The 11,810-nt window shown below is 72.2% G+C and carries 9 protein-coding genes; 1 reads left to right on the forward strand and 8 read right to left on the reverse strand.

Features of this window, described 5'->3' with window-relative positions; all coding sequences use genetic code 11:
- Positions 1–96 precede the first annotated feature (96 nt).
- Positions 97–2,013 carry a 1-deoxy-D-xylulose-5-phosphate synthase gene (gene dxs, locus K2F47_RS21810; protein WP_242906634.1) on the forward strand — a complete coding sequence of 639 codons (1,917 nt, stop codon included), beginning with the start codon at positions 97–99 and terminating at the stop codon, positions 2,011–2,013.
- A 19-nt stretch (positions 2,014–2,032) separates the two neighbouring features.
- On the opposite strand, the gene K2F47_RS21815 is transcribed toward dxs, so the two are convergent.
- The 8 genes from K2F47_RS21815 to K2F47_RS21850 form a co-directional block, all read right to left on the reverse strand.
- Positions 2,033–2,398 (reverse strand): hypothetical protein, encoded by a 366-nt coding sequence (locus K2F47_RS21815; RefSeq protein ID WP_242906636.1) that lies wholly within the window; start codon positions 2,396–2,398, stop codon positions 2,033–2,035.
- Between the two features lie 52 nt (positions 2,399–2,450).
- Positions 2,451–3,845 carry an FAD-dependent oxidoreductase gene (locus K2F47_RS21820; RefSeq protein ID WP_242906638.1) on the reverse strand — a complete coding sequence of 465 codons (1,395 nt, stop codon included), beginning with the start codon at positions 3,843–3,845 and terminating at the stop codon, positions 2,451–2,453.
- A 111-nt stretch (positions 3,846–3,956) separates the two neighbouring features.
- Positions 3,957–5,429 carry an amino acid permease gene (locus K2F47_RS21825; protein WP_242906640.1) on the reverse strand — a complete coding sequence of 491 codons (1,473 nt, stop codon included), beginning with the start codon at positions 5,427–5,429 and terminating at the stop codon, positions 3,957–3,959.
- A gap of 97 nt (positions 5,430–5,526) precedes the next feature.
- Positions 5,527–7,584, reverse strand: coding sequence for a 3-hydroxyacyl-CoA dehydrogenase NAD-binding domain-containing protein (locus K2F47_RS21830; RefSeq protein ID WP_242906642.1), 2,058 nt, complete (start codon positions 7,582–7,584; stop codon positions 5,527–5,529).
- Entirely contained in the window at positions 7,581–8,783 is a 1,203-nt protein-coding gene (locus K2F47_RS21835) for a thiolase family protein (RefSeq protein ID WP_242906644.1), read from the reverse strand. The genes K2F47_RS21830 and K2F47_RS21835 overlap by 4 nt, the downstream gene beginning before the upstream one ends.
- A 38-nt stretch (positions 8,784–8,821) precedes the next feature.
- The gene (locus tag K2F47_RS21840) at positions 8,822–10,045 is read right to left on the reverse strand and encodes a sensor histidine kinase (RefSeq protein ID WP_242906646.1); all 1,224 of its coding nucleotides are present in this window, start codon (positions 10,043–10,045) and stop codon (positions 8,822–8,824) included.
- Positions 10,045–10,704, reverse strand: a complete 660-nt coding sequence (locus tag K2F47_RS21845; RefSeq protein ID WP_242906648.1) for a response regulator transcription factor — start codon at positions 10,702–10,704, stop codon at positions 10,045–10,047. Before K2F47_RS21845 ends, K2F47_RS21840 begins: the two co-directional genes overlap by 1 nt.
- Positions 10,705–10,766: 62 nt before the next feature.
- Positions 10,767–11,666, reverse strand: a complete 900-nt coding sequence (locus K2F47_RS21850; protein WP_242906650.1) for an SMP-30/gluconolactonase/LRE family protein — start codon at positions 11,664–11,666, stop codon at positions 10,767–10,769.
- Between the last annotated feature and the right edge of the window lie 144 nt (positions 11,667–11,810).

Consider the following 11,810-nt stretch of genomic DNA (forward strand, 5'->3'; position numbering starts at 1 on the left):
GCGTCGCGGGCGAACCGGGATTAAACTCGGAACGGCCCGAGACCAGGGGAGCCCCGGGAGCGGGGAGCGACGTCCCCGACGGAGGAGTTGACACGCGTGAGCCTGCTGGAGTCGATCACGGGTCCGGACGACCTCAAGCGACTGGACGCCGGGCAGCTGCCCCGCCTCGCCCGGGAGATACGTGACTTCCTCGTCGACGCGGTGTCCAAGACCGGCGGGCACATCGGCCCCAACCTCGGCGCGGTCGAACTCACGATCGCGCTGCACCGCGTCTTCGACTCGCCGCACGACAAGATCCTGTTCGACACCGGCCACCAGGCCTACGTCCACAAGATCCTCACCGGACGGCGCGACTTCGGCCTGCTGCGCCAGCGCGGCGGGCTGTCGGGCTACCCGAGCCGCGCCGAGTCCGAGCACGACATCATCGAGAACTCGCACGCCTCCACCGCCCTGTCCTACGCCGACGGGCTGGCCAAGGCGTTCCAGCTGCGCGGCGAGGACGACCGCGCCGTCGTCGCGGTCGTCGGCGACGGCGCGCTCACCGGCGGCATGTGCTGGGAGGCGCTGAACAACATCGCGGCGGGCGTCGACCGGCCGGTCATCATCGTCGTCAACGACAACGGCCGCTCCTACTCGCCGACGATCGGCGGGCTCGCCGGCCACCTCGCCGACCTGCGCGTCACCCAGGGCTACGAGCACGCGCTCGACCTCATCAAGAAGACGGTGCCGCGCGCCCCGGTCGTCGGCACCGTCGCCTACGAGGCGCTGCACGGCATCAAGAAGGGCATCAAGGACGTCCTCCAGCCCCAGGCGATGTTCGAGGACCTCGGCATGAAGTACGTCGGGCCGATCGACGGCCACGACACCGAGGCCGTGGAACGTGCCCTGCGCCGCGCCCACGGCTTCGGCCGCCCCGTCATCGTGCACTGCATCACGACCAAGGGACGCGGCTACGCGCCCGCCGAGAACGACACCGAGGACTGCATGCACGGCCCCGGCGCGTTCGACCCCGCCACCGGCGCGCTTCCGGCCAAGAAGGCCGCTCCCACCTGGACGAAGCACTTCGGCGACGAGATGGTCGCGATCGGCCGCGAGCGCCGCGACGTGGTCGCCATCACCGCCGCGATGCTGCATCCGGTCGGGCTCGCGCCGTTCGCCGAGGCGTTCCCCGACCGCGTCTACGACGTCGGGATCGCCGAGCAGCACGCCGTCACCTCCGCGACCGGCCTCGCCATGGGCGGCATGCACCCGGTCGTCGCGCTCTACGCCACGTTCCTCAACCGCGCGTTCGACCAGGTGCTGATGGACGCGGCGCTGCACCGCCAGCCCGTCACGTTCGCGCTCGACCGGTCCGGCGTCACCGGCAACGACGGCGCCAGCCACAACGGCATGTGGGACCTGTCGATCCTCCAGGTCGTCCCGGGGCTGCGCGTCGCCGTGCCGCGCGACGGCGCCCGGCTGCGCGAGCTGCTGCGCGAGTGCGTCGCCGTCTCCGACGGGCCGACCGCGATCCGCTACCCGAAGGGCCCCGCCGCCGACGACATCGAGGCGATCGGCCAGGCCGGGGGCATGGACGTCCTCGCCCGGCACGACGGCTCCAACGGCACCCGCGTCCTGCTGGTGGCGGCCGGGTCGATGGCCGCGCCCGCCGTGGAGGCCGCCGGGCTCATCGCCGCGCAGGGCATCGGCGTCACCGTCGTCGACCCCCGCTGGGTCAAGCCGCTGGACGCGGCGCTGCCCGGCCTCGCCCGCGACCACGCGCTCGTCGCCGTCGCCGAGGACAACGGCCGCACCGGCGCCGTCGGCGACGCCGTCGCCCGGCTGCTGCGCGACGCCGAGGTCGACACGCCGGTCCGCACGTTCGGCATCCCGCAGGAGTTCCTCGACCACGCCGGGCGCGGCGAGATCCTGGCCGACATCGGCCTCACCCCGCAGGCCCTCGCCCGCGACGTGACGGAGTACGTCGCGCGGATCACCGCGTCCGAGACCCACGAGCCCGCCACGTCCGACTGAACGCCCGACTGACGCCCGGCTAGACCCCCTCGGCCGACACCAGGTGCCAGAAGTGCGTGACGGACGCGGCGGACGTGCCCAGCTCGCGGCCGGAGTAGGTCCACCGGCCGCGCAGCCGCCAGGGCCGTCCGGCGCCGTCCTGGACGTAGACCTGGAGCGGGAAGCACGCGTCGTGCGCGCGGATGACGCCCGCCGTGTCGACCGAGGGGCGCAGGTCGGGCTCGCCCTCGCAACGCACGCCCATGACGACCGTCCGGGGGTCCTGGCAGCGCAGCCCCCGGGTCAGGTCGTACACCAGCACGGAGACATAATCCGGGCCCAGCCACCGCAGATCGGGCAGTGTCGCGGGTGGGGGGAACCCGTACAGTTCGGGACCGCCGGTCACACGCCGCACGGTAGCGTCCCCGTCACGCTTTCGTCACTACCTGGCGAGCGGTTTATTGCGAGCGGGGTCCTTCGGGGGGCGCGGGAGGTCCATCGATGGCGGTGCGGCACGCCTTCGTCATGTCCTCCCAGCGGGCCAGCTTCACGCGCTCGCCGCGGCCGAGGGAGCGGGCGAGGGAGATCTCTGCGGCGTCGAGGCCCAGCCAGTCGGCGTAGGTGACGGCGGCCAGGCCGCGCGACTCCAGAAGCTCCTCAAGCGTGCGGGCGGGCGGCGTCCGGTCGGCGGGCAGGTCCTCCAGCAGGTGGCGGACGGTCTCGGCGGCGTCGGACTTGTTGGTGCCGACGACACCGGTCGGGCCCCGCTTGATCCAGCCCGCGACGTACTCGCGGGGGACGGGGGAGCCGTCCGGGGCGAGGATCCGGCCGCCGTCGTTCGGGACGACGTAGGAGCGCTCGTCGAACGGGACGCCCTCCAGCGGCACGCTCTGGTAGCCGACCGAGCGCAGCACCATGCCGACCGGGAGCGTCTCGAACTCGCCGGTGCCGGTGACGCGGCCCGACTCGTCCAACCGGGTCCGCTCCAGCCGGAGGCCCTCCACGCGGGTCGTGCCGAGGATCTCGACCGGCGCCCGCCAGAAGCGGACGTCGATGCGGCGGGGCCGCGCGGCGGGCTCGCCCGTCCAGCCGTTCAACACCTTGACGTTCGCGCGGACGTGCCGGTCGCTCTCGGCCAGCTCGGCGCTCGCCGGGTCGAGGTCCATGTCCTCGGGGCGGACGTGGATGCCGGCGTTGCCCAGCTCGCCCAGCTCGCGGGCCTCCTTCGTGGTGAACTTGGCCTGCGCCGGGCCGCGCCGCCCGACCATGTGGACGCGGCGGACCCGGCTGCGCGACAGCGCCTCGATCACCTGCTCGGGGGCGTCGGTCGCGCGCAGCTCCTCGGCGGTCTTGGCGAGGATGCGGACGACGTCGACGGCGACGTTCCCGACGCCGATCACCGCGACCTCCGCCACCGACAGGTCGAACTCGTGGTCGGCGGCGTCGGGGTGGCCGCAGTACCAGTTGACGAAGTCGGTGGCGGCGACGCTGCCGGGCAGGTCCTCGCCGGGAATCCCCAGGTGCCGGTCGACCATCGCGCCGGTCGCGTAGATCACCGCGTCGTAGCAGCCGAGCAGGTCGGCGCGGGTGAGGTCGCGGCCGAGCTCCAGGCAGCCGAAGAACCGGACGCCCTCGCCCTCCAGCACCTTCTGGAGGTACCGGGCGATCGCCTTGATCGAGGTGTGGTCGGGCGCGACCCCGTAGCGGACGAGGCCGTAGGGCGTGGGCAGCCGGTCCAGGACGTCGACGCGCGCGGCACCGGCGGTCTGCTTGACGAGGGCCTCGGCCGCGTAGAGCCCGGCGGGACCGGACCCGACGACGGCGACGCGCACAGGGTCTGCCATGGCCGCCATTCTCGCCCACGGCACCGACAAAGGACAGGCGCTTTCCGATCACAGGCGCCGATCACGGCCCCCCTGTCTTTGTGGGGGGACGACCCCCCACGCCCCCCGGAACAGCCTTGATCAACCCTCCTCGGCCGCCAGGCGGCTGCGCCGCTGCCCGTAGGCGAAGTAGATGACGACGCCGATCACGAGCCAGCCGAGGAACCGGAGCCAGGTGTCCACCGGCAGGTTGATCATCACGAAAAGGCAGGCCAGCACCGACAGAATGGGCACGAGCGGCACCAGCGGCGTGCGGAACGCGCGGGGCAGCTCCGGCCGCGTCCGGCGCAGCACCACGACCCCGATCGAGACGACGAGGAACGCGAACAGCGTGCCGATGTTGACGAGCTCGGCGAGCTTGGCGAGCGGGATGAGCCCGGCGATCGCCGCGACGATCACCCCCATGATCACGGTGGACCGGTAGGGGGTGCCGAAGCGGGGGTGGACGGTCGACAGCCACGGGGGCAGCAGGCCGTCGCGGCTCATCGCGAAGAACACCCGGCTCTGGCCGAGCAGCAGGATCAGCACGACGGTCGTCAGCCCGACCACGGCGCCGAAGCTGATCACGGTGGCGAACGCGGGGTGCCCGACGGCCTTGAACGCGTCGGCGAGCGGCGCCGCCGTGCTCAGGTCCTTGTAGTTCTGCATGCCGGTGACGACGATCGACACCACCGCGTACAGGATCGCGGTGATGACGAGCGAGCCGATGAGCCCGATCGGGAGGTCGCGCTGCGGCCGCCGGGCCTCCTCGGCGGCGGTGGCGACGACATCGAAGCCGATGTAGGCGAAGAAGACGACCGAGACGGCCGCGAAGATGCCGAGCCAGCCGAAGGTCGCGGGCTTGATCCCGAACAGCACCTGCATCAGCGGCGCCGACCCGCCCTCGACCGTCGGCGTCGCCTCCGACGGCGGGATGAACGGGTGGTAGTTGGCGCCCTTGACGAAGAACAGCCCCGCGACGATCACCAGCAGCACCACCGTCAACTTGACGGCGACGACCGCCAGGGTGAAGCGTGCGGACACCTTGATCCCGAGGACGAGCAGCACGGTCACGGCCAGCACGAGCAGGACCGCCGGGACGTTCACGACGCCGCCCGCCTCACCCGGCGGATGGACGAGTTCCGCCGGCAGTGTGACGCCCGCGTCGTCCAGCAGCGAGACCGCGTATCCCGACCAGCCGACCGAGACGACGGCGGAGGCGAGCGCCAGCTCCAGGATGAGGTCCCAGCCGATGATCCAGGCTGGGAACTCGCCGAGCGTGGCGTAGGAGAAGGTGTAGGCCGACCCCGCGACCGGGATCGTCGAGGCGAACTCGGCGTAGCACAGCGCCGCGAGCCCGCAGACGACCGCCGCGAGCACGAACGAGATCGCGACCGCGGGGCCGGCCTTGTCCCTGGCGACCTGCCCGGTCAGCACGAAGATCCCGGTTCCGATGATGATGCCGACCCCGAACACCACGAGGTCCAACGCGGAGAGGGATCGGTTGAGCCGATGCTCCGGCGACTCGGTGTCGCGGATCGACTGCTCGACCGACTTCGTGCGCAGCAGGTTCATGCTCGGGAACTCCTAGCGGTGGGGTGACCACATGTCCGTCACCCCTATGCCCGTCTGGGCCCGCGTTAAGGGGGCCTCAGGCGTACGGATCGGCGTGTCAGTCGCGGAATCGGCGTCCGGTCACCTTCTCGGAGATGCCGGTGCGGTCCAGGTACGGGGTGATTCCTCCCAGGTGGAACGGCCAACCGGCGCCGAGGAGCATGCAGAGGTCGACGTCCTCGGGGGCCGCGACGACCTTCTCGTCCAGCATGAGACGGACCTCGTCGGCGAGCGCGGCGAGCGCGCGGTCGAGCACCTGCTCCTCGGTGGACGGGCGCGCCCCGCCCGCGAAGATCTCCACCGCCTCGGGGTCGAGGGTGAGGTCGGGCCGGTACACGCCGGGCTTGCCGGACGCGACGAGCTTGGCGAGGTTGTCCGACAGCGGGAAGCGGTCGGGGAACGCGGCGTGCAGCGTCTCGTTGACGTGCAGCGCGATCGCGGGACCGACCAGCCCCATCAGCACGAACGGCGGCATCGGCAGCCCGAGCGGCCCCGCCGCGCGCTCGGCGACCTCGATCGGCGTGCCCTCGTCCACCGCCGCGACGATCTCGGCGAGCAGCCGCAGCAGGACGCGGTTCACCACGAACGCCGGGGCGTCCTTGACAAGCACGCACGACTTCTTCAGCGCCTTGCCCGTCGCGAACGCGGTGGCCAGCGTCGCGTCGTCGGTCCGCTCGCCCCGGACGACCTCCAGCAGCGGCAGCACCGCGACCGGGTTGAAGAAGTGGAATCCGACGACGCGCTCGGGGTGCCGCAGCCCCGCGGCCATCTCGGTCACCGACAGCGACGAGGTGTTGGTCGCCAGCACGCACTCGGCCGACACGTGCTCCTCGACCTCGGCGAACACCGCGCGCTTGACCGACATCTCCTCGAAGACCGCCTCGATGACGAGGTCGGCGCCCGCGAACGCGTCCTTGGTGAGCGAGCCGGTGACGAGCGCCTTGAGGCGGTTCGCCTTGTCGGCGGTGATCCGTCCCTTGGCGAGCAGCTTGTCGATCTCGGCGTGCGCGTGGCCGACGCCCCTGTCCAGGCGCTCCTGGTCGAGGTCGGTCATGACGACCGGCACCTCCAGGCGGCGCGCGAACAGCAGCGCGAGCTGCGAGGCCATCAGGCCCGCGCCGACGACGCCGACCTTGGTGACGGGACGGGCGAGCGCGGCGTCCGGCGCCCCGGCGGGCTTCTTCGCACGCTTCTGCGTGAGGTCGAACGCGTACAGCCCGGCGCGCAGCTCGTCGCTCATGATGAGGTCGGCGAGCGCCTCGTCCTCGGCGGCGAAGCCCTCGTCGCGGGTGCGGTCCTTGGCGGCGGCGACCAGGTCGACGGCCTTCACGTAGGACGGGGCGGCGCCGTGCAGCCGTCCGTCCACGTTCCAGCGGGCGAGCGCGACCGCGTCGTCCCACGCCTTGCCGGTGTCGACCTCGGGACGCTCGACGACGATCTCGCCCTTCAGGACGCGGGCCGTCCAGGCGAGGGACTCCTCCAGGAAGTCGGCCGAGTCGAAGATCGCGTCGGCGATGCCCAGCTCGTGCGCCTGCGGGCCCTTGAGCATCCGGTTCTGCGCGAGCGGGTTGTCGATGATGACCTTGAGCGCCTTCTCCGCGCCGATCAGGCGGGGGAGCAGGTACGTCCCGCCCCAGCCGGGGACGAGGCCGAGGAACGCCTCGGGCAGCGCGAACGCCGTGACGCCGGTGGAGACCGTCCGGTACGAGCAGTGCAGGCCGATCTCGACGCCGCCGCCCATCGCCGCGCCGTTGTAGTAGGCGAACGACGGGACGTGCAGCTCGCCGAGCCGCCGGAACACGTCGTGGCCCAGTTTGCCGACGGCCGCCGCGTCCGCCCGGTCGGCGATCAGCGGGACGCCCTTGAGGTCGGCGCCGACCGCGAAGATGAACGGCTTGCCGGTGACGCCGACGGCGACGATGTCGTCCCGTCCGGCCACGGTGTCGAGCGCCGCGCCCAGTTCGGTGAGGCCGCGCGGGCCGAACGTGCTCGGCCGGGTGTGGTCGTGCCCGTTGTCGAGCGTGATCAGCGCGAGCGTCCCGGCGCCGTACGGGAGCGCCACGTCGCGCACCAGCGCGTGGGTCACGACCTCGTCGGCGAAGATGTCGGGGTTCACTTGCCGCCCTCCCAGTTCACGTTCTCCCAGAGGACGGTGCCGCCCATCCCCATGCCGACGCACATCGTCGTGATGCCGTACCGGACGTCCGTCCGCTCCTCGAACAGCCGCGAGAGCTGGTTCATCAGCCGGACACCGGACGCGGCCAGCGGGTGGCCGAGCGCGATCGCGCCGCCCCACGGGTTCACCCGCGCGTCGTCGTCGGCGATCTTGAAGTGCTCCAGGAACGCCAGCACCTGCACGGCGAACGCCTCGTTGATCTCGATGAGGCCGATGTCGTCCATGGTCAGCGCGTTGCGGGCGAGCAGCCGCTCGGTCGCCGGGACCGGTCCGACGCCCATCACCTCCGGCTCCACGCCGGCGAAGGAGAAGTCGACCAGCCGCATCCGCGGGGCGAGGCCGAGGTCGGCAGCGACGTCCTCGGCGGCCAGCAGGCACGCGGTCGCGCCGTCGTTGAGCCCGGCCGCGTTCCCGGCCGTGACGTTGCCGTGCGGGCGGAACGGCGTCTTCAGCTTCGCGAGGTCTTCGACGGTAGTGCCGGGGCGCGGCGGCTCGTCCTCGGTGGCGAGGCCCCAGCCCTGCTCCACCGAGCGCACCGCCGTCGGGACGAGGTCGGGCTGCACGCGCCCGGCCGCGTACGCCTCGGCGACCTTCGCCTGGCTGCGCGCCGCGTAGGCGTCCGCGCGCCGCTTGGTGATGCCCGGGAACCGGTCGTGCAGGTTCTCCGCCGTCGACCCCATGACCAGCGCGGACGGGTCCACGAGCCGGTCGGCGAGGAAGCGCGGGTTCGGGTCGACGCCCTCGCCCATCGGGTGCCGGCCCATGTGCTCGACGCCGCCCGCGATCACGACGTCGTAGGAGCCGAACGCGATCCCCGCGCCGGACGTCGTCACCGCCGTCATCGCGCCCGCGCACATCCGGTCGATCGCGTAGCCGGGCACGCTCTTCGGCAGCCCGGCGAGGACGGCGGCGGACCGTCCGATCGTCAGGCCCTGGTCGCCCGTCTGCGTCGTGGCGGCGATCGCGACCTCGTCCACCCGCTCGGGCGGCAGGGACGGGTTGCGGCGCAGCAGCTCCCGGATCGCGCGGACGACCAGGTCGTCTGCGCGCGTCTGCGCGTACAGGCCCTTCGGGCCGGCCTTGCCGAACGGCGTGCGGACGCCGTCGACGAACACGACGTCGCGTGCGGTGCGAGGCACGGTGTCGTCCTCCCTGCGCTGGTGGGTCGGCGACGAGATTACTCGTCGGTAACCGGACCATCGTACTCGTCGGTAAGCGCGTGCGCACGCGGTGGGGGCACGGCGCGGTCCGCGGCGGGCAGCCGCAGGGTGATCGACAGGCCGCCCTCGGCGCGCGGGACCGTCTCGATCGTCCCGCCGTGCGCGCCGACCACCGCCCGCACGATCGACAGGCCGAGGCCCGCGCCGTCCGCCGACCCGGTCCGCGCCCGTGCCCCGCCGTCCGCGCGCAGCCGCCGGAACGGCTCGAAGATCGACCCCACCTCGTAGGACGGGACGGGCCGCCCGGTGTTCACGACCTGGAGGAACACGTCGTTTCCCGTGGTTCCTGTGCGCACCCAGATCCGTCCGGCGGGCACGTTGTACTTCAGCGCGTTCTCCAGCAGGTTGACCGCGCACCGCTCCAGCAGGACGGGGTCCCCGTCCACCACCGCCGGGCCGAGCCGCGTCTCCACGTCCACGTCGTCGCGGACGTCGAGCTGGTCGAGGGCGCTGCGCACGACGTCCGGCAGCGGAGTGCCCGTGCGCGTGCCGAGCTCGTGCTCGGACCGCGCGAGCAGCAGCAGCCCCTCGATCAGCCGCTCGTGCCGCGCGGTGTTGCCGAGCAGCACGTCCGCGAGGACCTTGGTCTCCGGCGGGCTCTTGCCGCTCGCCAGCGCGACCTCCAGCACGGTCCGGTTGATGGTCAGCGGCGTCCGCAGCTCGTGCGAGGCGTTCGCGACGAACCGCCGCTGCGTGTCGAACGCGCGGTGCAGCCGGTCGAGCATGCCGTCGAAGGTGTCGGCCAGGTCCTTGATCTCGTCCTGCGGGCCGTCCAGCGCGATCCGCTCGTACAGGTTGCTCTCCGACAGCCGCCGCGCCGTCGCCGTCACCCGGTGCAGCGGCCGCAGCATCCGGCCCGCCACCACGTAGCCGATCACCACCGCGAGCACGCCGACCACGAACATCGTGACCAGCGAACTCTGGAGAAGCTGCTCCAGCATGTCGTGCTTCTGCCGGGTGGCCTCACGGTTCACCTCGGCCTTCAGCTCCTCCAGCCGCTGCGCCGTCGCCACGTCCTGGAGGCCCCGGAGCCGCACGACCGACGTCCCCGCCGTCGGGTAGCGCCGCTCGATCATCCGCGCCGTCAGCAGGTACGTCACCGCGACCAGCACCGCCGACATCGCCATGAACAGCGACCCGTACACCAGCGTCAACCGCGCCCGGACGCTCAGCCTCGGCATCACGCCTCCAGCCGGTAGCCGGACCCGGTGACCGTCTCGATCACGCCCGGCTCCCCGAGCTTGCGGCGCAGCGTCGCCATCGTCACCCGGACGATGTTGCTGAACGGGTCGATGTTCTCGTCCCAGGCCCGCTCCAGCAGCCGCTCGGCGCTCACCACCCCGCCGTCCGCGCGCAGCAGCTCCTCCAGGACGGCGAACTCCTTGTTGGTGAGCCGCAGCTCCCGCCCGTCCCGCTGCACCCTGCGGCGGTGCGGGTCCAGCCGGACGCCCCGCCGCTCCAGCACCGGCGGGACGGGCGTCCGCGACCGCCGCGCCAGCGCCCGCACCCGCGCGACCAGCTCCCCGAACACGAACGGCTTCGGCAGGTAGTCGTCCGCGCCCAGCATCAGCCCGTCCACCCGGTCGCCGACGCCGCCGGCCGCCGTCAGCATCAGGATCCGTGCGGCGTGCCGGCGCCCGGCCAGCTCCCGGCACACCTCGTCACCGTGGACGGCCGGAAGGTCCCGGTCGAGCACCACCACGTCGTACTCGTTGCGGGACGCGCGCTCCAGCGCCTCGTCCCCGTCGTAGACCACGTCGACCGCGATGGCCTGCTCCCGCAGCCCCTCCGCGATCGCGTCCGCCAGCACACGCTCGTCCTCGACGATCAAAACGCGCATGCGGCGAGCATGGCGGACCGGTGGTTAAACCCTGGTAAGTCCTGCTCAGGGCTGTCCGCGGGTCAGGGCTGGACGGCGTTGACCTCGTAGGTGGTGTCGGGCCCGGGCGGCGTGCTGAACCGGGCGTTCGGCAGGTAGAGCCGCTTGCCCCAGCGCGTGACGCTGGTCGGGACGTCGAAGCGCTTGTCGGTCAGCTTCTTCGTGACCTTCCCCTCGCCGCCGTCCCTGCTCAACTCGATGACGGCCACGGTGTTCAGCGCGTTCTGCACCGCGTACAGGGTGCGGCCGTCGCGCAGCACGCCGTCGCCGCTGGTGAGGACCTCGCCGTGCAGGTCCACCGCCTTCGTCACGCCCGTCGCGGGATCGACCTTGAACAGCTTTCCGGCGTTGGACTGGAGGAGCACGAGGGACTTGTGGTCCGGGCTGGTCGCGATGCCGTTCCCGTTGAACCCGGGCTGGAAGACGATGTCGCCGGTCAGCGGCACCTTCACCGCCTCGCCGTCGCCTTCGAGCGGCACCTTGTACAGAACCGGGTTGGTCGAGTCGCTGAACCAGGCGGCGTCGTCGGTCAGCACGACGTCGTTGATGAAGGACGGGATCGTGTTCAGGTCGTAGGACTTGAGCAGCGCCCCGGTGCGCGTGTCGTAGACGCGGCCCGTCCCGCTTCGTCCGCCCGCCACGTACAGGCGTCCGTCGACGGTCTTCATCCCGAGTGAGGGCTTGCCCGCCCCCGGGCTGATCACCTCGCCCTTCCCGGTGCGCAGGTCCACGCGGTAGATGGCGCCGGTGGACCGCGAGCCGAGGAACGCCTCGCCCCGCGGGCTCGCCGTGATGCCCTCCGGCTGGAAGCCGTTGGGGAGCGGAATGGTGTCGGGCGGCGGCTCGGTGTCGCCGAGGGCGGTTCCTCCGATCGGCAGGACGAGACCGGCGGTCAGTGCGATGACGAGAGTTCGATACAACATGCCGCCAACATTCACCGGTTCCCCCGTCCGCACCATCGCGATCCGCGTCATCCGCTGTGCGATGCGTGCCGTCCCCGGTGCCGCGGGTGGGCTTTTCTCTACCCCGATGCACCGGCAGCCCTCGTCGAGCCGGTGCGGCGAAAT

This window comes from Actinomadura terrae, from assembly GCF_022751215.1.
Taxonomy (GTDB): Bacteria; Actinomycetota; Actinomycetes; order Streptosporangiales; family Streptosporangiaceae; genus Spirillospora; species Spirillospora terrae.